Source organism: Achromobacter sp. AONIH1, from assembly GCF_002902905.1.
Lineage (GTDB): Bacteria > Pseudomonadota > Gammaproteobacteria > Burkholderiales > Burkholderiaceae_B > Achromobacter.
In genome coordinates, this window is record NZ_CP026124.1 from 3,414,832 (window position 1) to 3,440,878 (window position 26,047).

The 26,047-nt window shown below is 68.1% G+C and carries 20 protein-coding genes; 13 read left to right on the forward strand and 7 right to left on the reverse strand.

From position 1 onward, the window contains the following. Positions 1-8: 8 nt before the first annotated feature. Together C2U31_RS15700 and C2U31_RS15705 are read left to right on the forward strand one after the other, a co-directional pair. Positions 9-635: a hypothetical protein gene (locus C2U31_RS15700; protein ID WP_233772395.1), complete on the forward strand. Its 627-nt coding sequence runs from the start codon at positions 9-11 to the stop codon at positions 633-635. Between the two features lie 60 nt (positions 636-695). Continuing rightward, positions 696-1,328, forward strand: coding sequence for a hypothetical protein (locus C2U31_RS15705; protein WP_233772396.1), 633 nt, complete (start codon positions 696-698; stop codon positions 1,326-1,328). A 1-nt stretch (position 1,329) separates the two neighbouring features. On the opposite strand, the gene C2U31_RS15710 is transcribed toward C2U31_RS15705, so the two are convergent. Then, on the reverse strand, positions 1,330-3,315 hold the full coding sequence (locus C2U31_RS15710) for a phosphocholine-specific phospholipase C (protein ID WP_103273611.1): 1,986 nt from the start codon (positions 3,313-3,315) through the stop codon (positions 1,330-1,332). Between the two features lie 212 nt (positions 3,316-3,527). Between C2U31_RS15710 and C2U31_RS15715 the strand changes: the two genes are divergently transcribed. Then, positions 3,528-4,004: a hypothetical protein gene (locus tag C2U31_RS15715; RefSeq protein ID WP_158658391.1), complete on the forward strand. Its 477-nt coding sequence runs from the start codon at positions 3,528-3,530 to the stop codon at positions 4,002-4,004. A 92-nt stretch (positions 4,005-4,096) separates the two neighbouring features. On the opposite strand, the gene C2U31_RS15720 is transcribed toward C2U31_RS15715, so the two are convergent. Together C2U31_RS15720 and argA are read right to left on the reverse strand one after the other, a co-directional pair. Then, positions 4,097-4,369 carry an oxidative damage protection protein gene (locus C2U31_RS15720; RefSeq protein WP_103273613.1) on the reverse strand — a complete coding sequence of 91 codons (273 nt, stop codon included), beginning with the start codon at positions 4,367-4,369 and terminating at the stop codon, positions 4,097-4,099. Between the two features lie 172 nt (positions 4,370-4,541). Further along, positions 4,542-5,900 (reverse strand): amino-acid N-acetyltransferase, encoded by a 1,359-nt coding sequence (argA, locus tag C2U31_RS15725; RefSeq protein ID WP_103273614.1) that lies wholly within the window; start codon positions 5,898-5,900, stop codon positions 4,542-4,544. A gap of 262 nt (positions 5,901-6,162) precedes the next feature. Here argA and hrpA point away from each other — a divergent pair, with 262 nt between their 5' ends. From hrpA to C2U31_RS15740, 3 genes are all read left to right on the forward strand, one after another. After that, a complete protein-coding gene (gene hrpA, locus C2U31_RS15730) occupies positions 6,163-10,191 on the forward strand; it encodes an ATP-dependent RNA helicase HrpA (protein WP_103273615.1) in 4,029 nt (1,342 codons plus the stop codon). Between the two features lie 338 nt (positions 10,192-10,529). Further along, positions 10,530-12,263 carry an ABC transporter permease subunit gene (locus C2U31_RS15735; protein ID WP_103273616.1) on the forward strand — a complete coding sequence of 578 codons (1,734 nt, stop codon included), beginning with the start codon at positions 10,530-10,532 and terminating at the stop codon, positions 12,261-12,263. An 8-nt stretch (positions 12,264-12,271) separates the two neighbouring features. After that, positions 12,272-13,570: a nitrate/sulfonate/bicarbonate ABC transporter ATP-binding protein gene (locus C2U31_RS15740; protein WP_103273617.1), complete on the forward strand. Its 1,299-nt coding sequence runs from the start codon at positions 12,272-12,274 to the stop codon at positions 13,568-13,570. Positions 13,571-13,643: 73 nt separating this feature from the next. Here the strand turns inward: C2U31_RS15740 and lpxO are convergent, their stop codons facing one another. Continuing rightward, positions 13,644-14,543 carry a lipid A hydroxylase LpxO gene (gene lpxO, locus C2U31_RS15745; RefSeq protein ID WP_103273618.1) on the reverse strand — a complete coding sequence of 300 codons (900 nt, stop codon included), beginning with the start codon at positions 14,541-14,543 and terminating at the stop codon, positions 13,644-13,646. Positions 14,544-14,671: 128 nt separating this feature from the next. Between lpxO and dnaE the strand changes: the two genes are divergently transcribed. From dnaE to C2U31_RS15780, 7 genes are read left to right on the forward strand one after another with little or no spacing between them, the layout of a single operon-like run. Next, on the forward strand, positions 14,672-18,163 hold the full coding sequence (dnaE, locus tag C2U31_RS15750) for a DNA polymerase III subunit alpha (RefSeq protein ID WP_103273619.1): 3,492 nt from the start codon (positions 14,672-14,674) through the stop codon (positions 18,161-18,163). Then, positions 18,163-19,263: a glycosyltransferase family 4 protein gene (locus C2U31_RS15755; RefSeq protein WP_103273620.1), complete on the forward strand. Its 1,101-nt coding sequence runs from the start codon at positions 18,163-18,165 to the stop codon at positions 19,261-19,263. Before dnaE ends, C2U31_RS15755 begins: the two co-directional genes overlap by 1 nt. Further along, positions 19,260-20,117 carry a polysaccharide deacetylase family protein gene (locus tag C2U31_RS15760; protein ID WP_103273621.1) on the forward strand — a complete coding sequence of 286 codons (858 nt, stop codon included), beginning with the start codon at positions 19,260-19,262 and terminating at the stop codon, positions 20,115-20,117. The genes C2U31_RS15755 and C2U31_RS15760 overlap by 4 nt, the downstream gene beginning before the upstream one ends. Further along, positions 20,114-20,872, forward strand: coding sequence for a glycosyltransferase family 2 protein (locus C2U31_RS15765; RefSeq protein ID WP_103273622.1), 759 nt, complete (start codon positions 20,114-20,116; stop codon positions 20,870-20,872). The genes C2U31_RS15760 and C2U31_RS15765 overlap by 4 nt, the downstream gene beginning before the upstream one ends. Continuing rightward, positions 20,869-21,984 carry a glycosyltransferase gene (locus C2U31_RS15770; RefSeq protein WP_103273623.1) on the forward strand — a complete coding sequence of 372 codons (1,116 nt, stop codon included), beginning with the start codon at positions 20,869-20,871 and terminating at the stop codon, positions 21,982-21,984. Before C2U31_RS15765 ends, C2U31_RS15770 begins: the two co-directional genes overlap by 4 nt. A gap of 16 nt (positions 21,985-22,000) precedes the next feature. Then, positions 22,001-22,726, forward strand: a complete 726-nt coding sequence (locus C2U31_RS15775; RefSeq protein WP_103273624.1) for a polysaccharide deacetylase family protein — start codon at positions 22,001-22,003, stop codon at positions 22,724-22,726. After that, complete coding sequence (locus C2U31_RS15780; protein ID WP_103273625.1) at positions 22,701-23,861, forward strand: glycosyltransferase family 4 protein; 1,161 nt, start codon at positions 22,701-22,703, stop codon at positions 23,859-23,861. Before C2U31_RS15775 ends, C2U31_RS15780 begins: the two co-directional genes overlap by 26 nt. Positions 23,862-23,961: 100 nt before the next feature. On the opposite strand, the gene C2U31_RS15785 is transcribed toward C2U31_RS15780, so the two are convergent. The 3 genes from C2U31_RS15785 to C2U31_RS15795 form a co-directional block, all read right to left on the reverse strand. After that, positions 23,962-24,516, reverse strand: a complete 555-nt coding sequence (locus C2U31_RS15785) for an ATP phosphoribosyltransferase regulatory subunit (protein ID WP_103273626.1) — start codon at positions 24,514-24,516, stop codon at positions 23,962-23,964. A gap of 338 nt (positions 24,517-24,854) precedes the next feature. Further along, positions 24,855-25,136 (reverse strand): YkgJ family cysteine cluster protein, encoded by a 282-nt coding sequence (locus tag C2U31_RS15790; RefSeq protein WP_103273627.1) that lies wholly within the window; start codon positions 25,134-25,136, stop codon positions 24,855-24,857. A 136-nt stretch (positions 25,137-25,272) separates the two neighbouring features. Next, positions 25,273-26,037, reverse strand: a complete 765-nt coding sequence (locus C2U31_RS15795; protein ID WP_103273628.1) for a YdcF family protein — start codon at positions 26,035-26,037, stop codon at positions 25,273-25,275. Positions 26,038-26,047: the final 10 nt, after the last annotated feature.

The window sequence follows — 26,047 nt, forward strand, 5'->3', positions numbered from 1 at the left end:
GAGTATTCATGAAGACCCCGCTTTTTTCTCGGCCGGAATCCGGCGCGTGCGCGCATTCTCCTGACGTGCCGCGCCCGTCCTATTGGCGCGTTGTGGCGATCAAGCCTCTCATTCTGGCCTGCCTGTGGGCGCTGCCCATCATGATGCCGGCGCTGGCCTTGGCCGATATCACCGTCACGGGCAAGACCTCCAGCACCATCAAGGCCTACGTCAAGCCGTTGGAATTCATCGAGGTGACCAACGAGCTGGGCGGCTGGCAGGACAACCTGGAAATGCAACAGCTGGGTGGCTGGAACACGCCCTATGAAGTGGCGCTGCGCCTGCGCGTGACGTCCTTGCCGAACAAGTTCCAGGTGCGCCTGGACGCGCCGCTGGTGCTGCAGAACGCCAAGAAGCAGGTGTTTCGCCAGCCCACGGTGACGATGGGCCCCGAAGGCGGCGCGCTCAAGCCCCTGCAGGTGGCGCAGAATGCCGAATTCGAGAACCCGGCGCCTGCTGTCGCGGGGACGAATTCCGTCGGCATGTACGCGCTCAAGGTTGCCGCCTTGCCTCCCGAAGGCGATTTCCGGGATGTCGTGGGCACGTATCAGGGCGTCTTGTCGATGACGTTCGAGGCTGTCGCCATCAAACCCTGAGGACCAGCCGCTGGCGGCGGCATTCACAATATGCCAACTCCCATGAAAGCAATCGCCTTATTGCCAAGCGCCCTCCTGGCCTTGCTGTGCAGCGCGCCGGCCTCGGCGCTGATCGATGTCTATCCCAAGGAGATCGAGGTGCGCGACGAGGCCGTGCAGGTCACGGTATCGAATCAGGGCGACCGTCCGGAGTACGTGTCGGTCTCGCTGTCCAGGCTGCTCAATCCGGGCGTGCCGCTGCGCGATGAAAAGCTGGAGCCCATTGGCCAGACGACGGCGCCGACCCTGTACGCGGCGCCGTTCCAGATGAGTCTGTCGCCAGGCCAGAGCAAGCGCATCGCGCTCAAGCCGTTGGACGGCGTGAAGGTGGAGCAGGTGTACAGGCTGGTGGTCAAGCCCGAGGTTGGAAAGATGGAAACCGGCCGTCAGCAGATGGCCGGCATGGTGGTGGTCAACATCGCCTACAGCGCGCTGGTGCGCCAGGTGCCGGAGGACCGGGAATCCGCCATCCAGGTCGAATGCGTGGCCGAGGGCGCGCGGATCACGGCCACGGGCACGGTGCGTCATCGGATCGAGCGCGCACAGGTGGATGGGCGCGAGATCGACGCCTTCAACGTCTACCCGGGCACGCCGAGGCTGCTGCGCGGCACGCGCGTCGCCGTGCCCGGTCAGCCGGCCTGCGGCCCGGGCTGATTCATGCCGGCGTCGGCGTCCACGGCGCCAGCGTCCAGCCGCGCCGCAGCCTCGGATCCGGCACGCCGGGCTTGCCGGACGCGATGCGACCCGCCAGCCGGCGTCCGAAGGCCGGCATGTCCGGCACGGTGATCTCCAGGTCGTACCAGCCTTCGCAGCCGGCGTACTTGAGCTCGATCGCGCCGCCGGCCTGCACGTGCGCCACCGCGCGCCAGCCGTCGCCGATGCGCGATTCCACTTTCATGGGCTGGTGCGCCTCGCCATGGTTGATCAGCCGCAGGCGCAGGCCGGCGCTGACCGGCACCAGCTGCGCCTCGAGCAGGCCGCCGTCCCGGGCGTCGCCGCGAAATTCGCGGTGGAATCCGTCCGGACCCAGCAGCCACAATCCGTAGTCGCCGCGAGCCGACAGTCGCCAGCCATCGTCCAGCCGCGATCCCGCGCCCAGCGTGTAGCGCCGGGGCGGCGTGCTCAGGTCCAGGCGATCGTACACATGCAGCACGGCCCCCGCGCTGCCCGGATTGCGGAAGGTCAGGCGGTAGCTTTCGCCATCGGCCGTCATGCGGCCCACGGCTTCCAGCGCATAGGGCAGGGCGCAGTTGCGGCGCGTCGAGATGGCGTGGCCGCCGGGCGGCTCGCCCGCGTGGTCGCGCTCGCCGCTGAAGTCCAGCGCCGAGGTCAGGTCGCCGGCGACGGCGCGGCGCCAGGCGCTGATATTGGGTTCCATGACGCCATGGCGGGCTTCCAGGAAACGGATCACCGAGGTGTGGTCGAACACCTGCGCGTTGACCCAGCCGCCCCGGCTCCAGGGCGACACCACCAGCATGGGCACGCGCGGCCCCATGCCGAAGGCGCGGCCGTGCAGGGCGGCGGGGTCGTCGGGCGTGCCGGCGCTGGGGCCGGTGCGCGCGTCGTGGTATTCGCCGTCCAGCTCCACGGTGGACAGGCCGCCCGATTGCGCGCCGTCGTTGCGCGCGGGCGGGGCCGGCGGCGGCACGTGGTCGTAGAAGCAGTCGTTCTCGTCGTAGGTGACGAAGAAGACGCAGCGGCTCCAGACCGCCGGATTGCACGTGAGGATGTCCAGCACCCGTTCCGTGTAGGCGCCGCCGGCGCGCGGCGACGAGACTTCCGGATGCTCGGAGTCGGCGGCGGGCGCGATGATCCACGAGACCTGGGGCAGGCTGCCGGCGGCGACGTCGCGCGCCAGGTCTTGCAGCGTGCGGGTCGACAGGGCGCGCTCGCGCAGCGGCGCGTCACCGCCGGCGGCATGCGCCGCGCGGTATTGGCGAAAGCCGGCCAGGGGATTGTCGTTGAAGTTATCGGCCATGTCCTGGTAGATGCGCCAGTCCACGCCGGCCTGCTGCAGCCGTTCGGGATAGGTGGTCCAGGCATAGCCCTCGGCGGCGGGGCCGAGGCGGTCATGGGTGTTGACCAGGGCCGGGCCGCCGGCCTCGCCGCGCGGATCGTTGGCGCCGGTCCACAGGAACAGCCGGTTGGGATTGGTGCCGGCCTGCATCGAGCAGTGATAGGCCTCGCACAGCGTGAAGGCGTCGGCCAGCGCGGTCTGGAACGGCAGCTCGGCGGGGCCGTAGGCGCCCATGCCGAGACGGCCCTTGGCGGGCAGCCACTGGTCCATGCGGCCGTCGTTCCAGGCGCGCTGGGCGTCGTCCCAGGTGTGCGGCGTGATGTAGCCCACCGGCGTGTTGCTGCGATGCTCGGGCTGCAAGGCATAGGGACCGGTGCGGATGCCGTCGCCGGCCTGCGTCAGCACGTCGCCGCCGGGCGTGGGCGCGGGATGCGGATCGGCGAAGCCGCGCACGCCTGGCAGCGTGCCGAAGTAGTGATCGAAGGAGCGGTTCTCCTGCATCAGGATGACGACGTGGTCCACGTCCCGGATCGTGCCGCTGCGGCGATCGGGCTCGATCGCCAGCGCGCGCTTGATGGCGTCCGGGAGGTCCTGGAAATGGGGAGAACGCGGTTCGACTTTCATGACGGCATTAATACGGCCTGCGACAGGCGAATCTTAAGGCCATCGGCGCATCGCGCCACGATGCGGCGCGCGCGTCGCGACTGACGCCGGTCAGATGTTTGCAAGTCGTTACCCTTTTCCGGGACGGCGGCGCGCGATTTCTATAGGATGGGGCCCCGCGTACCCACTATCGCGGCCCCGGATAGGGCCGTCCGCCCGCGATGCGAATCAAAGTGCTTGCCTGGTCTGTCGTGACGCTCGCCGCCGTGGCGCTGGCGATCTGGGCCGCCGCCTATGCGTGGCTGTTTTCCCAGGAGGACTACGCGCCCAAGCCCGGCACGCTGGCCTACTACGTGGGCATGTCCTCGCTGGTGCGCCATGCGCCCGTGGCGAACGCGGCCGGCGCGCCGGACTACTTCGGCTCGGTTGGCGATGGCGACAAGGCGCCGCGTTCCGAGGTGTCTTACGCGGTGTCGCCTGGCAGCGTCGATGACGCCTATGCCTCGCTGGACGCCTATTTGCAGAGCCGCGGCTTCCAGCCGCGTCCGGCCGAGGCCGCCGGCATGGTGGCGGCCGCGCTCGCGGACGGCGAGGAACTGGTGCGCCACGCCGAGTACCAGTCCGGTTCGGGCGAGCTGGTGGTGCTGGCGGTGTCCAGGACCGCCGATCCGGCGGATGGCTACCGGATCACGCTGACGCACTGGGACTGAACGGCGCGCGCAGATGGCCGCCACGCAATGGAAAAGGCCCGGACCCGGCGCGATGCCGGATCCGGGCCTTTCGACATGCCTGGCGCGCGGCCTCAGGCCGAGGGCGGCACGTAGCCCTGGGCTTCGACGCTGCCGTCTTCGAACAGGAAACGTTCCATCTGCTGCTGCAGGTACTTGCGGGCGCGCGAGTCGGCCAGGTTCAGGCGGTTTTCATTGACCAGGCGCGTCTGCACCTGCTTCCACTCTTCCCAGGCTTCCTTCGAGATGCTTTGCCAGATGCGCGTGCCCAGCTCGCCGGGATAGGGCGGATAGTCCAGTCCCTCGGCTTCACGCTTCAATTTCAAACAGTTGACGGTACGGGCCATGATTTCGCTGCCGGAAAGTGACGATAACGCCGCATTTTAGTTCATGCCGGCAACGGTCATGCGAGATGCCCTCCGCATCGCAAGGTTGTCGCGATCGAGGCCGCGCGGATCCGGCTTTGCCGGTCCGCGGCGGCGCTCCCTGGAGGGGAAAGCGCATGGCGCTTCCGGGGGGTCACAACTTCTTGATGAAGACCAGGCTGTTGCGCGAGCGGTTGTAGTTGTGCTGCTTTTCGCGCGGCAGGTCGGCGATGCCGCCCTGCACGAAGCCGCGCTTGATGAACCAGTGCGAGGTGCGGGTGGTCAGCACGAACAGGCGCTTGGCGCCAGCCGCGCGGGCGCGCGACTCCATGTGGCGCAGCAGGATCTCGCCTTCGCCCGAGCCCTGCCATTCCGGATGCACGATCAGGCAGGCCATCTCGGCCATCTGCTCCTCGGCGAAGTTGTGCAGCGTGGCGCAGCCGTAGATCACGCCGTCGTGCTCCAGCACGGTGAAGTTCTCGACGTCGCGCTCGATCACGCTGCGCGGGCGCGGCACCAGCGTGCCGTCGGCTTCCAGCGGCTCGATCAGGCTCAGGATGGCGCCGACGTCGTCGATGGTGGCCGGGCGCAGGTCGTCCAGCGTGTCCTCGACCACCATGGTGCCCACACCGTCGTGGGTGAAGATCTCCAGCAGCACGCTGCCGTCCAGCGAGAAGGGCAGCAGGTGCGAGCGGGCCACGCCGCGCTTGACCGCCAGCGAGGCGAATTGCAGGAAGTAGCTGGTTTCCTCGTCCAGCGTGCCGGCGGCCAGCAGCGCGTCGGCGTCCACGCGCGCCAGCTCGGTGTCGGGCGTGCCGTCGTCGTTCAGCACGCCGTGCGAGCTGGACAGGAAGATGAGTTTCTCGGCGCGCAGCGCCACGGCCACGCTGGTGGCCAGGTCTTCCATCGCCAGGTTGAAGGCGTCGCCCGTGGGCGAGAAACCCAGCGGCGACAGCAGCACCACCGACGAACCCTTCTCGATGGCGAACTTCAGCGCGTCCACGTCGATCTTGCGGACCTGGCCGGTGTGCTTGTAGTCCACGCCGTCCAGCACGCCGGTGGGGCGGGCCGTGACGAAGTTGCCCGAGATGACCCGGATGTGCGAGTGCGACATGGGCGTGTTGGGCAGGCCCTGGCTGAACGCGGCCTCGATATCCAGGCGGATCTCGCCGGCGGCTTCCTTGGCGCATTCCAGCGCGGCGGCGTCGGTGGGCGACAGGCCGCGATCGAACTGCTGGGTATAGCCCTTCAGGCGCAGCTGCTCATTGACCTGCGGACGCGAGCCGTGCACCAGCACCAGGCGGATGCCCAGCGCGGACAGCAGCGACAGATCCTGCACCAGCGTGTTCAGCGCGCCGGCCTGCACCAGCTCGCCGCCGAACGCCACCACGAACGTCTTGCCTCGGAACGCATGCACATAGGGCGCCACCTCTCGGAACCATCGGACGAATTGGGCGGGCGCGAATTCGGGGGCTTCGAGGGCGGAGACGGTGTCTGGTTCCAGGTCGGGCATGATGGGTGGTGAGGTTCCTGATATATGGGACGGGCGCGGCGCCTGGCCGCGCCATGGCGCCGTCCGCGCGGGGGCCCCGGCATCGGGGGCGGCCTGCCGCGCGGGCGGCGTGGCGAAATTATATGACTGCCGGGGTCGGCGGGCAGCGGAAAAATCGCCCGCGCCCCGCCGGGGTTTCGCCGGGGCGCGCCGGCCGGCGGCCCAGGCGGGGCGCGGGACGCCGTGGAAATTTATAATGCCCGGCTAACCGGATAAATCCCACATGTCTGAATCATCCCGTCCGCGCGCGCCGCAAGCGGCCCGTGGCCCCGGCAGCCCCGACGCGCCCGCGTCCGGCGGCGCCCGTCCCGCGCGCGCGCCGCGCGCCGAGCGCGGCGAACGTACAGAACGCACCGAACGCACCGAACGCACCGAACGCGCCGAACGCGCCGCGCCGGCGGACCGTCCCGAGCGGCCCATTCCCGTCGTCACCTATCCCGAGGATCTGCCCGTCAGCGCCCGGCGGCAGGAGATCGCGCGCGCCATCGCGGCCCATCAGGTCGTGATCGTCAGCGGCGAGACCGGCTCGGGCAAGACCACGCAGCTGCCCAAGATCTGCCTGGAACTGGGACGCGGCCGCCGCAAGATGATCGGCCACACCCAGCCGCGCCGCCTGGCCGCGACCTCGGTGGCCAAGCGCATCGCCGAGGAACTGAACACGCCGATGGGCGAGGTGGTCGGCTACCAGGTGCGCTTCAATGACCGCACCGGCCCCAACGCGGCCATCAAGCTGATGACCGACGGCATCCTGCTGGCCGAGTCGCAGCGCGACCCGCTGCTGCGTCGCTACGACACCATCATCATCGACGAGGCGCACGAGCGCAGCCTCAACATCGATTTTCTGCTGGGCTACCTGAAGCAGCTGCTGCCGAGGCGGCCGGACCTGAAGGTCATCATCACCTCGGCCACCATCGACGCCGAACGCTTCGCGCGCCATTTCGGCGCGGCCGAGGACAAGCCGGCGCCGGTGATCGAGGTGTCGGGCCGGCTGTACCCGGTCGAGCTGCGCTACCGTCCGGTGCGCCAGGAGCTGGCCGAGGACGAGGACGCGCCGGCGCCCGCGCGGCCGGCCCGCGAGCGCGAACGGGACCGTGAGCGCATGTCCGGCGACGAGGAGCGCGACCTGATCGACGCCATCGTCGACGCGGTCGATGAGTGCGCGCGCCACGGCCCGGGCGACGTGCTGGTGTTCCTGCCCGGCGAGCGCGAGATCCGCGAATCGGCCGAGGCGCTGCGCAAGCATCACCCGGTCGGCACCGAGGTGCTGCCGCTGTATGCGCGCCTGTCGCAGGCCGAGCAGGAGCAGATCTTCCATCCGCGCGGCAACGCGCGCCGCGTGGTGCTGGCCACCAACGTGGCCGAGACCTCGCTGACCGTGCCGGGCATCCGCTACGTGGTCGACAGCGGCCTGGCGCGGGTCAAGCGCTATTCCTGGCGCAACAAGGTCGAGCAGCTGCGCATCGAGCCGGTCAGCCGGGCCTCGGCCAATCAGCGCGCCGGCCGTTGCGGCCGGGTCGGGCCGGGCGTCTGCATCCGCCTTTACGACGAGCAGGACTTCAACGCGCGCGCGCCTTTCACCGATCCCGAAGTGCTGCGCTCGTCGCTGGCCTCGGTGATTCTGCGGATGAAAGCGCTGAAGCTGGACGACATCGAACAGTTTCCCTTCGTCGAGGCGCCGCCGGGACGCGCGGTGGCCGACGGCTATCACCTGCTGCAGGAGCTGGGCGCGATCGAGCAGTCGGCCGCCGACGATGGCGCCGAGGCTGCCTCGGGCGCGTCCTTTACGCTGACCCGCAGCGGCCAGGAGCTGGCCAAGCTGCCGGTGGACCCGCGCATTGGCCGCATGATCCTGGCCGCGCGCGACCAGCAGTGCCTGGCCGAGATGCTGATCATCGCCTCGGCCCTGTCGGTGCAGGATCCGCGCGACCGTCCCATGCAGGAGCGCGAGGCGGCCGAGGCCGCTCACGCCAAGTTCGCCGACGACAAGTCGGAGTTCATTTCCTTCCTGAAACTGTGGCGCTGGTACGGCGAGCAGGTGCAGCACAAGGGCTCGCAGCGCAAGCTGGTGGCGCTGCTGCGCCAGAATTTCCTGTCGCCGATCCGGCTGCGCGAGTGGCACGACGTGCATACCCAGCTGTCGGCGTTGGTGGGCGAGCAGGGCTGGCGCGTCAACCAGACCGAGGCCACTTTCGAGCAGCTGCACCTGGCGCTGCTGTCGGGCCTGCTGGGCAATATCGGCTTCAAGAGCGACGAGGGCGGCCACTACCAGGGCGCGCGCGAGATCCGCTTCCATATCCACCCCGGCTCGCGCCTGGTGAAGAAAGCGGGGCGCTGGGTGGTCGCGGCCGAGCTGGTGGAAACCACCCGGCTGTACGCGCGCTGCGTGGCGCGCATCGAGCCGACCTGGCTGGAACGGGTGGCCGAGCACCTGCTGCGCAAGAACTGGTCGGACCCGCGCTGGGAAAAGAAGGCCGGGCAGGTGGTCGCCAACGAGCGCGCCACGCTGTACGGCCTGACCATCTATACCGGCCGGCGCATCCACTACGGCCGGGTCAACCCCAGTCACGCGCGCGAGCTGTTCATCCGTCAGGCGCTGGTGCCGGGCGAGATCGATACGCGGCTGGCCTTCGTGGCGCACAACCGCAAGCTGATCGCGGGCATCGAGAAGCTGGAGCATCAGACCCGCCGGCCGGACATCCTGGTCGACGACGAGCTGATCTACGCTTTCTATGACCGCCAGCTGCCGGCCGACATCTCGCAGACCGCGACGCTGGAAAAGTGGGTGTCCGGGCTGGACAAGGCCGCCGCCGCCAAGCTCATGCTGACGCGCGACGAGCTGATGCGCCACGAGGCCGCCGGCGTCACCACCGAGGTCTTCCCCAAGAAGGTCGAGTGGCAGGGCGTGAGCATGGCGCTGGACTACCACTTCGAGCCGGGCTCGCCGCGCGATGGCGTGACGCTGTCGGTGCCGCTGTTCGCGCTGAACCAGCTCGATCCGGCGCGCTGCGAATGGCTGGTGCCGGGCATGCTGAAGGAAAAGGTGCATCTGCTGCTCAAATCGCTGCCGCAGAAGCTGCGCCGCCATTGCGTGCCGCTGCCCGACTACGCGGCGGGATTCTACGAGCGCTGGTTCGAGCGCCTGGCCGAGCCGCCGAGCGGGCTGGTCGACGCCGTGATCGCGGACATGTGGGACCAGGTGCAGGTGCGTCCGGCCCAGGCCGACTTCAAGCTGGAGACGCTGCCGGCGCACCTGTTCATGAACTTCCGCGTGGTCGACGAGCATGGCCGCATGCTGGCCGCCGGCCGCAACCTGGCGCAGCTGCGCGCCGAGTTCGGCAAGCAGGCCCAGGCCACGTTCCAGCAGCTGGCCGCGCGCGACACCGAGGTGGCGCAGGCGCTGGCGCACGAGAACCTGACCGGCTGGACCTTCGGCCCCTTGCCCGAGATCATGGAGATCAAGCGCGGCGGGCAGTCGGTGATCGGCTATCCGGCGCTGGTGGACAAGGGCGCGCATTGCGACCTGGACGTGTTCGACGATCCGGACGAGGCGCGCAAGCATCATCGCGCCGGCCTGCTGAAGCTGTTCCGGCTGGGGCTGCGCGAGCAGGTCAAGTTCCTGGAAAAGAACCTGGCCGACCTGACCAAGATCAGCATGCTCTATATGACGCTGGGCACGCAGGAGGAATTGCGCGACCAGATCATCGATTGCGCGCTGGGCCAGGCCTGCCTGGCCGAGCCCTGGCCGGTCAACCAGCAGCAGTTCGAGGCCCGGCGCGCCGACGGCAAGGGCCGGCTGGGCCTGCTGGCCCAGGAAGTGGCGCGGCTGGCCGGCGCGGTGCTGACGGAATACGCGGCGCTGCAACGCAAGCTGCCCCAGGCCAAGCCGCACGCGGCCGCCTATGCCGACCTGCAGCAGCAGCTGGGCGCGCTGATGCCCAAGTGGTTCATCCGCGACACGCCCTATGCCCAGCTGTCGCACTATCCGCGCTATCTGAAGGCGGCGGTGGCGCGCATCGACAAGCTGCGCGCCGACCCGGCCCGCGACGCCAAGCTGGTGGCCGAGATGGCGCCGCTGCTGACGCAGTACCAGCGCGCGCGTTCGGCGCTGAAGGGCGCGCCGGATCCGCGCCTGGACGAGTTCCGCTGGCTGCTGGAAGAGCTGCGGGTGGCCCTGTTCGCCCAGGAGCTGCGCACGCCGATGCCGGTGTCGGTCAAGCGGCTGATGAAGAGCTGGGAATCCATAAAGAGATGACCCCCCCGAGCGCTGCGCGCTTCCCCCAGGGGCATGCCGACGGACCGGCAAAGCCGGCTCCGTGGCATCCCGATGGGGGAGCGTCTGTTGCTTGCGGGGCGTGAGTGTTGTGGCAGCGTGACAACCTGGGGGGCGGGCATGGTGGAAGTGGAGCGCCCAGAAGGGTTGTGGGCTCCGCGAGGTCTCGTTTTTTGGGTCGTGCGCAAGTGGGTTGAAAGTGGCTTGAAAGCAGGGTGAAATAGCCAGGGATTTCAAGTGCCGACGTTCAGAAATGCGTCATCTGGTTATGCTTGAATGCTCGGGCTTTTCGACTCCCTCCGCCTTGGAGCCTTGCCGCCATGTTCGAGCTGTTCAGCAACCGGACCCGCCCGTCATCCCTGTCCCGCTCGGCGCCCAATCGATGGGACTGGGGCCTGCTGCCGCTGGTGCTGGCGATCCTGGCGCTGATGGCCTACGGCGCCTCGCAGATGAGCCGGCCCTTCGCCGTGGGCGAGGAACTGCCGATCTCGCTGGATCCGGTCTATCTGCCGTATTACCTGCTGCGCACCATCCTGCGCATGTTCACGGCGCTGGCGTTCTCGCTGCTGTTCAGCTTCGTCTTCGCCGCCATCGCGGCCAAGTACCGGACGGCGGAAAAGGCCATGGTCCCGATGCTGGACATCCTGCAATCGGTGCCCATCCTGGGTTTCCAGGCCATCGCCATCGCGCCCTTCATCGCGCTATTTCCCGGCAACCTGCTGGGCGTGGAATGCGCCGCCATCTTCGCCATCTTCACCTCGCAGGCCTGGAACATGGCGTTCAGCCTGTACCAGTCCATGCGCACGGTGCCGCCCGAGCTGCACGAGGCGGCGCGCGTGTTCCGGCTGTCGGGCTGGCAGCGTTTCTGGCGGCTTGAGCTGCCCTATGCCACGCCGGGCCTGCTGTGGAACATGATGATATCCATGTCGGGCGGCTGGTTCTTCCTGGTGGCGGCCGAGGCCATTTCGGTGGCGGGCCAGGACATCAAGCTGCCCGGCATCGGTTCCTACATCGCGGTGGCCATCGAATCGGAGAACGGCGCCGCCATCGCCTGGGCCATCCTGGCCATGATGGCCGGCATCCTGCTGTACGACCAGCTGTTCTTCCGCCCGCTGCTGGCCTGGGCCGACAAGTTCCGCTTCGAGGAATCGCAGGGCGACGCCGCGCAGCAGTCCTGGCTGCTGGACTGGACCCGCCGCAGCCGCTGGATGATGGCGCTGTCGAACCGCTTCTGGGCGCGCATGCGCCGGGCGCTGGGCTGGTTCAGCGTGCCGTATGACGGCACCTCGATCCGCGCCCGCGCCAAGGCGCCCGATCCGCGCTGGTCGCGCGTCTGGGATTCGCTGCTGGCCGCCGGCGCGCTGCTGGCGACCTACAAGCTGGTGGTCTTCGTGCACGAGGACGTGGGCTGGAGCGAGGTGCTGCACGTGGTGGGCCTGGGCGGCATCACGCTCGCGCGCGTGCTGCTGCTGATCGGGCTGGCCTCGCTGTTCTGGGTGCCGGTGGCGGTCTGGATCGGGCTGCGGCCGAAGTATTCGCAGAAAGTCCAGGCCGTGGCGCAGTTCCTGGCCGCCTTCCCGGTCAACCTGCTGTTCCCGCTGGTGGTCTTCGTGATGGTGGCCTGGAAGCTGAATCCGGACATCTGGCTGAGCCCGCTGATGGTGTTCGGCACCCAGTGGTACATCCTGTTCAACGTGGTGGCGGGCGCGTCCACCATTCCCAACGAACTGCGACTGGCCTCGGCCAACCTCGGGCTGAAGGGCTGGCTGTTGTGGCGCCGGGTCTATCTGCCAGCCGTGTTCCCCAGCTTCATCACCGGCGCCATCACCGCCAGCGGCGGCTCGTGGAACGCCAGCATCGTGTCCGAGTATGTGAGCTGGGGCGACACCTCGCTGATGGCCACCGGCCTGGGCAGCTACATCAAGCAGATGACCGAGCAGGGCGACTTCCACCGCATCGCGCTGGGCATCGGCGTGATGTGCGTGTTCGTCATGCTGCTGAACCGGTTCTTCTGGCGCAAGCTCTATCTGTTGGCCCAGGACCAGGGCCGCTAGGAAACCTCATGAACGCCAATACCCTGATCGAACTGCATGATGTGGGCAAGTCCTTCCGCGCCGCCGACGGCACGGCGCGGCATGTGCTGGAGCATGTGGATTTCATCCTGCATGAAGGCGAGATCGTGGCCCTGCTGGGCAAGTCCGGCTCGGGCAAGTCCACGCTGCTGCGCATCATGGCGGGCCTGGTCAATGCCGACCAGGGCACCGTCATGTACCGGGGCCAGCCGGTGTACGGCCCGGCGGCGGGCATCTCCATGGTGTTCCAGTCCTTCGCGCTGTTTCCGTGGCTGACGGCCCAGCAGAACGTGGAGCTGGGACTGGAGGCGCAGGGCGTGGCGCCGGCCGAGCGCGCCCGCCGCGCCGACGAGGTGCTGGACCTGATCGGCCTGGGTGGCTTTGGCGGGGCGCTGCCGCGCGAGCTGTCCGGCGGCATGCGCCAGCGCGTGGGCATCGCCCGGGCGCTGGTGATGAACCCCGACGTGCTGCTGATGGACGAGGCTTTCTCGGCGCTGGACGTGCTGACCGGCGAGACGCTGCGCGACGACATGCTGGAACTCTGGGACGAAAGCCGCATCTCGACCAAGGGCATCCTGATCGTCTCGCACAATATCGAGGAAGCGGTCATGATGGCCGATCGCATCATCGTGTTCGCCAGCGATCCGGGCCGCATCCGCAGCCAGGTGCAGATCGGGCTGCCCCGGCCGCGCAACCCGGATTCGGCCGAGGTGCGGGCGCTGATCGACGAGGTCTATGCGCTGATGACCTCGCGTCCGGCGCATGGCGCGCCCACGCCGCGCCAGCAGGGCCTGGGCTACCGCTTTCCGCAGACCGAGGTCGAGCGCATGGAGGGCGTGCTGGACGTGCTGGCCGAGGCGCCGTTCAACGGCCGCGCCGACCTGCCCAAGCTGGCCGAGGAAGCCGAGATCTCGGACGACGACCTGCTGCCGGCCTGCGAGGCGCTGGGCCTGTTCGGCCTGGCCCAGATCGACCGGGGCGACATCTTCCTGACGCCGCTGGGGCAGCGCTACGTGCTGGCCGACCAGGGCCAGAAGCAGCTCATCTTCGGCCGCCAGCTGCTGGCGCACGTGCCGCTGGCCGCGCATATCCGCCACAGCCTGGAGCAGGAACCGACCGGCCAGCTGCCGGAAAAGAACTTCCTGGATTCGCTGGAGGAATTCCTCAAGCCCGACGAGGCCGAGCGCGTGCTGAAGATCGCGGTGGAGTGGGGGCGCTATGGCGAGATCTACGGCTACGACTACCGGACCGGCGTGCTGACGCTGCCGGAGCAGGAGCCGGCGGCCTGAGATGCCCGATCGGGGGCGCGCAAATGAAAAAAAGCCGGCGACCGCGCCGGCTTTTTTCTTCGCGCCCTGGATGTCAGAGCGCGATGAACGCCACCACCACCAGCACGATCAGGCCGTACTTGACCGCCTTGTAGGCGTTGCGGTTCCAGGCCTTGAAGGCCTTGCGCTTCTGCTCGAACACCCAGTGCGCGTGCGTCAGCTTGTTGATGGCGCCGGTCTGGTCGCCGCCGTCGTTGGGCGAGCTGGCGGCCGACATCACCACGCGGCCGAACCAGCGGTTGAAGGCCTCGGCCCAGCGCCACTTGAGCGGACGCTCGACGTCGCAGAACAGGATGATGCGGTTCTGCTGCGTCTTGTTGTAGGCCTCGTGCACATAGGTTTCGTCGAACACCACGCTTTCGCCGTCGCGCCAGCTGTAGGGTTCGCCGTCCACGATGATGTGGCAGCCGTCGTCGTTGGGGGTGGACAGGCCCAGGTGGTAGCGCAGCGAGCCGGCGAAGGGGTCGCGGTGCGGGTTGAGCTGGCCGTCCGGCGGCAGCTCGGCGAACATGGCGGCCTTGACCTTGGGCAGCGTCTTGAGGATGGCCACGGTCTTGGGGCAGAGCTCCTCGGCCGAGGGGTGGCGGGCGTCATACCACTTCAGGTAGAAGCGCTTCCAGCCGTACTTGAAAAAGGAGCTGAAGCCGATGTCGTTGTGCCCGTCGGCCGCGCGGATGCGGCGCATCTCGGCCATCTGCAGCGCTTCGTCGCGGATCGTCTCCCAATTGTCATCGAGCACCTTCAGCTCGTCGATCTCGCGCGACGGCAGGTAGGGCGTGGTGGGCACGCGCGAGGCCAGCACCATGAAGGCGTTGACCGGCGCCAGCAGCACGGAGTGGTCCAGCAGCTGGCGGCGCAGCGGCAGCTTGACGCGGCCTCGGAAGTGCGCAAACAGGATGGCGGCGAGCCAGATCCCGGGAATGAGCCATTTCATACGTGAATCTCGTCCTGGAACAGGATTTCGGGTGCAAGGCGTATTGTTACACAGGGTTGCGGGGCGCCAGGATCGGGATCCCGGCGAGAAAGGGGTTTTGACCGATATGACTGGGTACAATTCCGGCCATGTCCGAAGCCGCAACAACTCCGTCCCCCTTTGTCCACCTGCGCGTCCACTCCGAGTTCTCGGTCGTCGACGGCATCGTGCGCATTCCCGACCTGATCAAGCGGGTCGCCAAGCTGGGCCAGCCGGCCGTGGCGCTGACCGACCTGTCGAACCTGTTCGGCCTGATCAAGTTCTACAAGGGCGCGCGCGGCGCCGGGATCAAGCCCATCGCCGGCTGCGACGTCTGGATCACCAACGACGACGATCGCGACAAGCCGTTCCGCCTGCTGTTGCTGGTGCGCAATCACCAGGGCTACCTGAACCTGTGCGAGCTGTTGACCCAGTCCTTCCTGGTCAACCAGGGCAAGGGTCGGGCCGAGATCCGGCGCGAATGGCTGCAGGGCCAGGAAGGCCTGATCGCCCTGTCGGGCGGGCGCATGGGCGACGTGGGCCAGGCGCTGGACGCCGGCAACGCCGTGTCGGCGCTGGCGCTGGCGCGCCAGTGGGCGCTTCTATTTCCGGGCAGCTACTACATCGAGCTGCAGCGCGCCGGTTTCGACGGCGACGAAGCCTACACCCAGGCGGCCATGCGGCTGGCGGCCGAGGCCGGCCTGCCGGTGGTGGCCACGCATCCGGTGCAGTTCCTGGACGAGCACGAATTCCAGGCCCACGAGGCCCGCGTCTGCATCGCCGAAGGCGAGATCCTGGCCAATCCGCGCCGCGTGCGCCGCTTCACCAAGGATCAATACCTGCTCAGTTCCGAGGAAATGCACCGGCGCTACGCCGACGTGCCCTCGGCGCTGGCCAACACGGTCGAGATCGCCAAGCGCTGCAACCTGAGCCTGGTGCTGGGCAAGCCGCGCCTGCCCAACTTCCCCACGCCCGATGGCGTGTCGCTGGACGACTACCTGGTGCAGCTGTCCGAGCAGGGCCTGGAAAAGCGCCTGGCCTTCCTGTTCCCGGACGAGGCCGTGCGCGAGTCCAAGCGCGAGCAGTACTACGAACGCCTGCGCTGGGAGTGCAAGACCATCATCCAGATGGGCTTCCCGGGCTACTTCCTGATCGTGCAGGACTTCATCAACTGGGGCAAGAACAATGGCGTGCCCGTGGGCCCCGGCCGGGGCTCGGGCGCCGGCTCGCTGGTGGCCTACGCGTTGGGCATCACCGACCTGGACCCGATCCGCTATGACCTGCTGTTCGAGCGCTTCCTGAATCCGGAGCGGGTGTCCATGCCCGACTTCGATATCGACTTCTGCCAGGACAACCGCGAACGCGTCATCGACTACGTCAAGGAAAAATACGGGCGCGCGGCCGTGAGCCAGATCGCCACCTTCGGCACGCTGGGCGCCAAGGCCGTGGTGCGCGACGCCGGCCGGGTGCTGGACATGCCCTATATGTTCTGCGACGGCCTGTCCAAGCTGATCCCGTTCAACCCGATGGATCCTTGGTCGCTGGAGCGCACGCTCAAGGACGAGCCGGCCTTCAAGGAACGCTACGAGCAGGAAGAGGAAGTGCGCGGACTGGTGGACCTGGCCAAGCCGCTCGAGGGCCTGACCCGCAACATCGGCATGCACGCCGGCGGCGTGCTGATCGCGCCCGGCAAGCTGACCGACTTCTGCCCGCTGTATTGCCAGCCCGGCCAGGAAAACAGCGCGGTCTCGCAGTTCGACAAGGACGACGTCGAGGCCGCCGGCCTGGTGAAGTTCGACTTCCTGGGCCTGCGCAACCTGACCATTCTGGACTGGGCCGTGCGCTACGTGCGCCAGTTCAACGCGGACAAGCGCGACTTCGACGTGATGGCGCTGGAGCTGGACGACGCGGCGGCTTACAAGATCCTGTGCGACGCCAACACCACGGCGGTGTTCCAGCTGGAATCGCGCGGCATGAAGGAGCTGCTCAAGAAGCTGCGGCCCAACACCTTCGAAGATATCATCGCCATGCTGGCCCTGTACCGTCCGGGGCCGCTGGAATCGGGCATGGTGGACGATTTCGTCAACCGCAAGCACGGCCGCGCCTCGGTGGACTACTTCCACTCCGACTTGGAGAGCACCCTCAAGAGCACCTATGGGGTCATCGTCTACCAGGAACAGGTGATGCTGATCTCGCAGATCATCGGTGGCTACTCGCTGGGCGGCGCCGACCTGCTGCGCCGCGCCATGGGCAAGAAAAAGCCCGAGGAAATGGCCAAGCACCGCGAGCTGTTCGAGCAGGGCGCCAAGGAAAAGGGCCATGACCCGGACCTGGCGGTCAAGCTGTTCGACCTGATGGAGAAGTTCGCGGGCTACGGCTTCAACAAGTCGCACTCGGCCGCCTACGCGCTGATCTCGTACCAGACCGCCTGGCTCAAGGCGTATCACCCGACCGAGTTCCTGGCCGCCACCATGTCTTCCGACATGGACGACACCGACAAGGTGCAGATTTTCTGCCGCGACGCCCAGGACAACGGCGTCGAGGTGCTGCCGCCGGACGTGAACCACTCGGGCTACCGCTTCGAGCCGGTGGCCGACAAGCACACCGAGAAGGGCAAGCCGCCGCGCACCATGCGCTACGGCCTGGGCGCGGTCAAGGGCACGGGGCAGGGCGCGGTCGAGGAAATCCTGCGGGCGCGCAAGGAAGGCGGCCCGTTCCAGAACCTGTTCGACTTCTGCCGCCGTGTCAGCAAGCATTCGGTCAACCGGCGCACCATCGAGGCGCTGATCAAGGCGGGCGCCTTCGATGGCATCGAGCCCAACCGCGCCGCCATGCTGGCCTCGGTGCCCACGGCCATGGAAGCGGCCGAGCAGGCCGCGCGCAGCGCCAACCAGGCTTCGCTGTTCGGCGACGACAGCGGCGACGTGGTGGCCGGCGAGCTGGCCAAGGTCGCGCCCTGGGACCTGCACAAGAAGCTCACCGAGGAAAAATCGGCGCTGGGCTACTACTACAGCGGCCACCTGTTCGACGCCTGGCGCGACGAAGTGCGCCGCATCGTGCCCATGCAGCTGGCGCGCCTGGAGCCGCAGCGCGACCTGCAATGGATGTGCGGCGTGCTGGCCGGCGTGCGCACCATGATGACGCGCCGGGGCAAGATGGTGTTCGCCGTGCTGGACGACGGCACCGCCCAAGTCGAGATCTCGGTGTTCAACGAACTCTACGAAAAGCACCGCAACCGGCTGCGCGAGGACCAGCTCATCATCGTGCAGGGCAAAGTCAGCAACGACGATTATTCCGGCGGCATGCGCATCGTGGCCGACCAGTTGTATGACCTGCAGCTGGCGCGCGAGGCGCGCGCCAAGTCGCTGCGCGTCAAGCTCAACGGCGGCGCCGACGCCGCGCGGCTGCGGCAGCTGCTCAATCCGTTCCGCGCCGAGCCCGAGAACGGCATCCCCGGGGTGCCGGTCGATATCGTCTACACCAAGAACAATTTCCTGTGCACGGTCCGGCTGGGCGAGGAATGGCGCGTGCGCATGGCCGACGCGCTGTTCGAGAACCTGAACGCCTGGACCAAGCCCGACGGCGTCGAGGTCACCTACTGATGCGTAAGCTGCGTATCGTCCACTCCGAAGCCGCCACCAGCTTCGGCGGCCAGGAAGGCCGCATCTTCAAGGAAATGAATGCCATGCGCGCGCGCGGGCATCATGTCGAGGCCATCTGCCAGCCGCAGGCGCTGCTGGCCACGCGCCTGTCCGAGGCCGGTTTCACCGTGCACACGCTGGAAATGGACGGCCCGCTCAATTACCTGAAGGGCGTGGCCATCATTCGCGGCATTCTGCGGGCGGGCCGTTTCGACGTGCTCAACACGCACAGCCGGCGCGATACCGTGATCGCGGCGGCGGCCGGCCGGCTGGCCGGCACGCCGCTGATCGTGCGCACGCGGCATCTGTCCAACAAGGTCGGCTCGCTGTGGTCCTATACCCGGCTGCCGCACTGCGTCACCACCGTCAGCGACCACGTGCGCCAGCACCTGATCGATCGCGGCGTGCCGCCGGATCGCGTGGCCACCGTGTACTCGCCCATCGTGCTGCCGCCGCCCGTGGAGCATTCCACGCTGCGCGGCGAGCTGGGCCTGGCCCAGGACGACGTGGTGGTCGGCTGTGTGGCCGTGATGCGCGCCACCAAGGGCCACAAGGACCTGATCGACGCGATCGCTCCGCTGATGGCCAGCCGTCCCAAGCTGCACCTGGTGTTCGTCGGGGGCGGTTCGCCGGTATTCGAGCAGACCCAGGAATACGTGGCGCAACTGGGCCTGCAGGACCGCATCCACCTGATGGGCATGCGGCGCGACGTGCCCAACCTGCTGGCCGGTTTCGACCTGTTCGCGCTGGCCACCCAGCAGGAAGCGTCCGGCACCGTCTACGTCGAGGCGCAGGCCAGCGGCCTGCCCGTGGTCGGCACGGACGTGGGCGGCGTGTCCGAGATGTTCCGCGACGGCGAGACCGGCATCCTGGTGCCGCCCAAGGATCCGGCGGCGCTGGCCGCCGCGCTGACGCGATTGATCGACGATCCGGCGCTGCGCCGCGCCATGGGCGAGGCCGGCCGCAAGCTGGTCTGGGACGAGGGCGTGTTCTCGCCGTCCCGGCTGGCCGAGACCACCGAGGCGGTCTACGGCAAGTGGCTGGCGGAGCGCGGCAAATGAGCACGCGCAGCGCGCCCAACGTGCCGGTGCTGATGTACCACCACGTGACGCCGGCCGGCGGCATGATCGCCGCCACGCCGGACGTGTTCGAGGACCAGATCGCGCGCCTGGCGCGCGCCGGCTACCAGTCGCTGTCGGCCGATCAGTTCGCCGCCTGCCTGGCCGGCGCGCCCGTGCCCGAGCGTTCGGTGCTGATCACCTTCGACGACGGCTACCTGAACAACTGGGTCCACGCGCATCCGGTGCTGGCGCGCCACGGCATGCGCGCCGTCCTGTTCATCATCACCGGCTGGATCGGCGACGGCCCCGTCCGGCCGCATGCGGGGCAGGGCGGCCCGCTGCCCGCCACGCCGGACCACGACGCCTGCAAGCAGCTGGTCGCCGCCGGCCGCGCCGACGAGGTCATGCTGCGCTGGAGCGAGATCGAGGCCATGCGCGCCGCCGGCACGTTCGAATTCCATTCCCATACCCACACGCACACGCGCTGGGACAAGGAATGCGCCGGCGACGTCCAGGCCAAGCGCGCCCGCATCGCCGACGAGCTGCGGCTGTCGCGCGAGGCGCTGGCCGGCCGCCTGGGCAGCGTCAGCGACCACCTGTGCTGGCCGCAGGGTTATTTCGACGCCGACTACGTGGCGGCGGCGCGCGAGGCCGGCTTCCGGCACCTGTACACTACCGACCCTTTCGGCCAGAACACGCCCGGCGCGGATCCCGAGCACATCTACCGCTTCGCGGTGCGCAATCGCGGCGGCTCCTGGCTCAACCGGCGCATCTGGCTGTCGCGCGACCCGTTCTGGGGTCCGCGCTACCACGCCTGGAAAGCCTGGAAAAAGCGTCTTAGGAATCGCGGATGAAGCTATCGGTCATCATCATCACCAAGAACGAGGCGGCCCACATCGCCAAATGCCTCAAGTCCGTGGACTTCGCCGACGAATTCATCGTGGTGGACTCCGGCAGCACCGACGGCACGGTCGAGCTGGCCCGCGCGCTGGGCGCGCGCGTGGAAGTGACGAGCGACTGGCCCGGTTTCGGGCCGCAGAAGAATCGCGCCGTGGACCTGGCGACCGGCGACTGGGTGCTGTCCATCGACGCCGACGAACTGGTCACGCCCGAACTGGCGCGCGAGATCCAGGAAACGCTCAAGGCGCCGCGCGGCGATGTCTATGAAATGCCGCGCCTGTCCAATTTCTGCGGCCGCGACATCCGCCACAGCGGCTGGTGGCCCGACTACGTGGTGCGCCTGTTCAAGCGCGGCACGGCGCGCTTCAACGACGCCTACGTGCATGAGCGCGTGGTGCCGAACGACGGCAAGCGCCCGTTGCAGCTCAAGGGCCATTTCCACCATTTTCCCTACGACACGCTGGACGCGCTGATCAACAAGATCAACCGCTATTCGTCGGACGCCGCCGCGTCGATGTACGCCAAGGGCCGGCGCACCTCGATCTTCGGCGCGCTGGGGCACAGCTTCTGGACCTTCGTGCGGATCTACCTGATCCGCCGGGGCTTCCTGGACGGCCGCCACGGCCTGGTGCTGGCCGTCACCGCCGCGTCGGGCAGCTTCTACCGCTATTCGAAGCTGATGTTCCTGGCCGAGAAGAACAAGCAGTGAAGATCCTTTACACGAACTTCCACGGCGGCAACGGCGGCGGGCACGTCACCTACATCATCAACCTGGCGCGGGCGCTGTCGCGCGAACACCAGATCACCGTGGCGGCGCCGTCCACCAGCCGTCTGTACCGCTACGCCAAGGCGATTCCCGGCGTCACGGTCGAGGACATGCGCTACACCACGCGCCCCTCGTCCTGGTTCGGCGACCGGGCCCGGCTGCGCCGGCTGATCAAGCGCGGCGGCTTCGACATCATCCACGCCAACGGCTCGGCCGACCACAAGCAGGTGATGCTGGCCACGCTGGCCATGGCGCGCCGCCCGCGCATCGTCTTCACCAAGCACAACGACCATCCGCTGACCAGCTTCGGCCACAAGCTGCGGGTGGCGCTGGCCACCGACCATGGCATCGCCGTCAGCGACTACATCCACGGCATCATGGCGGCGTCGCCTTACGGCCGGCGCCCCATCACCACCATCCGCCACGGCATCGACACGAATTTCTTCGCGCCGCCGCCGCCCGACAGCCTGGACAAGCTGCGCGAGCTGATCTTCGGGCCGCAATGGCGCGGCAAGCTGCTGCTGGGCAGCGCGGGCGGCACCGACTACGACAAGGGCTGGCTGGACCTGGTGGCCGCCGTGGCCGCGCTGCCGCCCGAGGACAAGGCGCGGGTGCTGCTGATGGTGGCCGGCGATCCGCCGTCCGAGGCGAAGCTGGCGCGCGTGCGCGAGCTGGGCATGATCGACCAGGTGCGCTTTCCGGGCCTGCTGGACGATGTGCGCGCCTCGCTGGCGTCCTGCCATGCGGGTTTCGTGCTGTCGTACCGCGAGGCGCTGTCCTTCGCCTGCCGCGAGATCATGGGCCTGGGCCTGCCGGCCCTGGTCAGCGACGCCGGCGGCCTGCCCGAGAACGTGACCGACGGCGTGGACGGCTGGATCGTGCCGGTGCGCGACGTGCCGGCCATGACCGCCAGGCTGCGGCTGATGCTGGACCAGCCGGAAATGGTCCGGCAGATGGGCCGCAACGCCCGGGAAACGGCGCTGCGCGACTTCAACCTGCACCGTTTCGCCGCCGCCACGCTGGACGTCTACCAGCGTACGCTGGCTGGACGCTGACCTTATAATCCGGTCCATGCGTATCCCCATTCTCATGTACCACCAGATCGGCGAGCCCAATCCCAAGGGCACGCCGTTTCGCGGCCTGACGGTGCACCCGTCCGACTTCACCCGCCAGATGCGCTGGATGCGCCGGCTGGGTTATCGCGGCCTGTCCATGCGCGACGTCATGCCCTATGTGCGCGGCGAGCGCCAGGGCAAGGTGTTCGGCATCACGTTCGATGACGGTTTCCGCAACGTTTTCGAGAACGTCACGCCGGTGCTGAGCGAACTGGGTTTCACCGCCACCAATTACTTCGTCTCGCACCAGTTCGATGGCGGCAACGTCTGGGACAAGCACGTGGGCATTCCGCACGCGCCGCTCATGTCCGTGAGCGAGATGCGCGCCTGGGCCCAGGCCGGCAACGAAGTCGGCTCGCATACGCTGGACCACGTCCATCTGCCCGCGCTGCCGCCCGACGAGGCGCGCCGCCAGATCGTCCAGTCCAAGGACGAACTCGAACAGGCGCTGGGCTCGCCGGTCACGGCCTTCTGCTATCCGTATGGCGAGCAGCAGCAGGAACACCGCGACATGGCGCGCGAGGCCGGCTACGACAACGCCACGCTGACCGTGCGCGGCCGCGCCGGCGCCGATGACGATGTCTTCGGCCTGCCGCGCGTGACGGTATCGCGTTCGACCGGCATCCTCCGCTTCCTGCAGAAGTGCCTGACCCGGTATGAAGACTCCCGCCGGCGCGGTTGAACGGCGGCTGCGCATCGCGCTGCTCGTCGACCGTTTCGGCAACCGCTTCGGCGGCGCCGAGGCCTATGGCGTCGAGTTGATGCGGGTGCTGGGGCAGCGCCATGACATCGAGATCGTGGCGCGCGACTTCGACAGCGACCTGCCTTTCCCCTTCCTGCCCATCCGTTTCCCCGGCTGGCTGCCCAGTTGGATGCGCGTGCTGTATTTCGCATGGCGCGCCGACCGGCTCACGCGCGGCCGGTTCGACATCGTGCATTCGCACATGAACGGCTGGGCCGGCGAGATCCAGGTCATGCACGTGACGCCGGTGCGCTACAACCGCCTGACCCGCGCCAAGCCGCTCAAGCGGCTGACCGCCTGGCTCAGCCCCCGGCTGGCGACCTACCTGCTGCTCGAGAAATCGCGCGTGCGTCCGGCGCCCGAGCGCCGCGTGGTGGCCGTGTCCGGGCTGATCATGGACCAGCTGCACCGCAGCTACGGTCCGGGCCTGGCCGTGGACATCATCGCGCCCGGCGTCAAGCTGCCCTCGGCCGCCGACGCCGCCCAGCGCCAGGCCGTGCGCGACCGGCTGGGCTGGGACGCCGACACCATCGGTTGCCTGCTGGTGGCGCGCAACCCGCTGCGCAAGGGGTTGCCGGCGCTGCTGGACGCCTTGGCGCAGCTGCCCGCGCACTACCGGCTGCTGGTGGTCGGGGCCGACGAAGCCACGCGCGAACGCGTGCGCGGCGCCGGCGCCATCGCGCACCGGGTCGCCCTGATCGAACCCACCCCCGAGGTCGCCCAGTATTTCAGCGCGGCCGACATCTACGCCCATCCCACGCTGAACGACAGCTACGGCATGGCGCCGCTGGAAGCCATGTCGCATGGCCTGCCGGTGGTGGTCAGCTCGCCCGCCTACTGCGGCTTCGCACAGTACCTGTCAGCGGGCAAGGACGCGCTGATCCTGCAGGACCCGCGCAACGGCGCGCAACTGGCGCAGGCGCTGGAGCGGCTTGGTTCGGAACCCGAACTGCGCGCCTCGCTGGCCGAGCGCGGCCTGGCCATCGCGCGCGAGCAGAGCTGGGAAGCGGTGGCGGCGCGTTATGAAAGCCTCTACGCGCAGGTGCTGCGCGAACGGGAGCAGGCGGCGGCCTGATCGGGAAAACAGGAAGCGGGGCGTGCATCGTCCCGTTTTCTTTGCGTCCTTGCCCCGGGGCGATAGCACCGAGGCAAGGCGATGGCCGGAAGCCGGACTGCTAAATCAGGTCTTGCGCTTGCATCGCCAGCAGCAGTCGTTCAGCGCCGAAGGCGAAACCCGCGCCTTCCGGGTATGCGCCGCCGCCCAGAATCTGCTGCTGTGCGCCCAGTTCGGCGCAACGCATTTCGAAACCCTGGCCGTCCAGGTAATAGCTTAGGCCTCTTTTCGCCATGCCATCGGTCTGGTAGCGCAGGCCCAGCGCATCCAGGAAACCGGCAGCCAGAGCTTGGCTGCGGCGGGAGGCGGAGGCCGGGTCCGGGCTCAGTAATTCGAATCCCAGCTGGGTGAATTCCCGATACCGCCCCGCCTGCGGCCGTTCATAGCGGTAGCACCGTGCGATGTAGAACAGCGGCCGTTCCAGTCGCCTGCCCAGCAGTTCGGCGCTACGTTCCTGGAACAGCGCGGTGGCTTCGGGGATCAGGCAGCACGGGCGGCCCTTCTTGTCCGCGAAGGCCCACATCTGGCCCATGATTTCGCTGCCGCCGGTCTTCTTGATGAACGTGTCCTGCGCCCACAGGGCGGGGACGATGGCTTCCTCGGCGCCAGCTTCAATGAAGGTAGCTCCGGTAGCGGTTTTCCAGCGCGCGGGTCTGGGCGGCTTCGTTGCCGACGATGAATCGGGTTCCTCGGATCATGGTCATGGTGATGCTCCTGGTTCGGAAAGAAGGAATAAAAAAAGGCGCCTGTTGGCGCCTTGGTCGTTGAGCACGGTACGGGTGTCGGATGCGTATTCCCGGAATCCTTGCTATGGACGTAACGAACCACGGCGCAATAGGCTGCTGCCGTGGTGGTGAAGCTTGACGAGGTCGTTACGGAAATCCATCGCCGTATCCTCACACAAGGTATCCGGCTTGTAAACCCAGCCTGGCGCGCCGGCGAATGGATCGCCGTTCAGACGGACACGGACGTTTCCCGCTCCAGCCAGCCCAGCCAGTGCATCGCCTGCTCCCGGCTGCCCCCGCACATCTCGGCCGACGGCCGCAGCCCGCTGCAGACGACCGGCCGCTCGGGCTGCCCGAAAATCCCGCAGCGCTCATCCGCCAGCAACTGCACACAGCGCACGCCGGCCGGCTTGCCATCCGGCATGCCAGGGATCGGACTGGAAATCGACGGCGCAGTACAACAGGCCCCACAACCAGGCCGGCAGTCCTGCCCCTGCAAATGCACATTCATAGATCTTATTTATCCACGCCAGCAACCCTGGTCCACGCCAGCAACCACCGCGACCCGGGCCGCGCGGAGCCGGCTCCGCCGGTCCGCAGCGGCGCCCCCTTGAGGGGAAAGCGCCGCAGGCGCTTCGGGGGTGGACCTACACCCAGCCGCGCAGCCAGTAGACGAACAGGCCCGCGTATTCCTTGATGATGGAGCGGCTGGCGTCGAACGTGCGCTGGTCGGGCACCCACAGCGACAGCGAGCCGTCGGTGGGCGGCACGATCTGCGGCGGCGCCGGCGCGGCGATGGCGACCACGCCCTGCTTGGCGAAGGCGGCCATGGCGCGCGGCATGTGCAGCGCGGAGGTCACCAGCAGGATCTTGCCGATGCCGCGGGCCTTGAGCTGGTCCTCGGTCATGGCGGCGTTCTCGTAGGTGGTGCGGCTGGAGTTCTCCAGGATCAGCGCCGTTTCCGGCACGCCCTGCTGGCGGATGGCGTGGGCCATGCCGCGGGCTTCGCTGACGTCGCCTTCCAGTGCGCCGCCCGACAGCAGCACCTTGGGCGCGCGGCCGGCCAGGTAGAGCTGGGCGGCGATGTCGATCCGCACCACGGCCTTGTCTTTTTCATAAGGCAGGAACCAGTTGGCGCGGCCGTTGGCCGTGTTGCCGCCCAGCACCACGATCGCGTCGGCGGTCGGGGATTGCTCGGGCGACAGGTGGGGATAGCGGCTTTCCAGCGCTCCGCCCAGCCAGACCGAGGTCACCGGCAGCGACCAGGCCAGCGCCCATAGCAGGCCCGCGACGATCAGCGCGCCGCCGGTCTTGCGCAGCCGGAACAGGCCCAGCACCAAGCCGATGACGACCAGCGTCATGCACAGGTTGAATGGAATGATGAGGTTGGTCAGATAGCTGGAAAAGGTCATGTCTAAACAA

What these genes read in the sequence shown, in the direction of transcription:
- C2U31_RS15795 (WP_103273628.1), bottom strand. Translation starts at nt 26,037, where the DNA reads ATGACCTTTTCCAGCTATCTGACCAACCTCATCATTCCATTCAACCTG.
- C2U31_RS15720 (WP_103273613.1), bottom strand. Translation starts at nt 4,369, where the DNA reads ATGGCCCGTACCGTCAACTGTTTGAAATTGAAGCGTGAAGCCGAGGGA.
- C2U31_RS15740 (WP_103273617.1), top strand. Translation starts at nt 12,272, where the DNA reads ATGAACGCCAATACCCTGATCGAACTGCATGATGTGGGCAAGTCCTTC.
- C2U31_RS15760 (WP_103273621.1), top strand. Translation starts at nt 19,260, where the DNA reads ATGAGCACGCGCAGCGCGCCCAACGTGCCGGTGCTGATGTACCACCAC.
- hrpA (WP_103273615.1), top strand. Translation starts at nt 6,163, where the DNA reads ATGTCTGAATCATCCCGTCCGCGCGCGCCGCAAGCGGCCCGTGGCCCC.
- C2U31_RS15775 (WP_103273624.1), top strand. Translation starts at nt 22,001, where the DNA reads ATGCGTATCCCCATTCTCATGTACCACCAGATCGGCGAGCCCAATCCC.
- C2U31_RS15755 (WP_103273620.1), top strand. Translation starts at nt 18,163, where the DNA reads ATGCGTAAGCTGCGTATCGTCCACTCCGAAGCCGCCACCAGCTTCGGC.
- C2U31_RS15765 (WP_103273622.1), top strand. Translation starts at nt 20,114, where the DNA reads ATGAAGCTATCGGTCATCATCATCACCAAGAACGAGGCGGCCCACATC.
- C2U31_RS15735 (WP_103273616.1), top strand. Translation starts at nt 10,530, where the DNA reads ATGTTCGAGCTGTTCAGCAACCGGACCCGCCCGTCATCCCTGTCCCGC.
- C2U31_RS15710 (WP_103273611.1), bottom strand. Translation starts at nt 3,315, where the DNA reads ATGAAAGTCGAACCGCGTTCTCCCCATTTCCAGGACCTCCCGGACGCC.
- dnaE (WP_103273619.1), top strand. Translation starts at nt 14,672, where the DNA reads ATGTCCGAAGCCGCAACAACTCCGTCCCCCTTTGTCCACCTGCGCGTC.
- C2U31_RS15700 (WP_233772395.1), top strand. Translation starts at nt 9, where the DNA reads ATGAAGACCCCGCTTTTTTCTCGGCCGGAATCCGGCGCGTGCGCGCAT.
- C2U31_RS15790 (WP_103273627.1), bottom strand. Translation starts at nt 25,136, where the DNA reads ATGAATGTGCATTTGCAGGGGCAGGACTGCCGGCCTGGTTGTGGGGCC.
- C2U31_RS15780 (WP_103273625.1), top strand. Translation starts at nt 22,701, where the DNA reads ATGAAGACTCCCGCCGGCGCGGTTGAACGGCGGCTGCGCATCGCGCTG.
- lpxO (WP_103273618.1), bottom strand. Translation starts at nt 14,543, where the DNA reads ATGAAATGGCTCATTCCCGGGATCTGGCTCGCCGCCATCCTGTTTGCG.
- argA (WP_103273614.1), bottom strand. Translation starts at nt 5,900, where the DNA reads ATGCCCGACCTGGAACCAGACACCGTCTCCGCCCTCGAAGCCCCCGAA.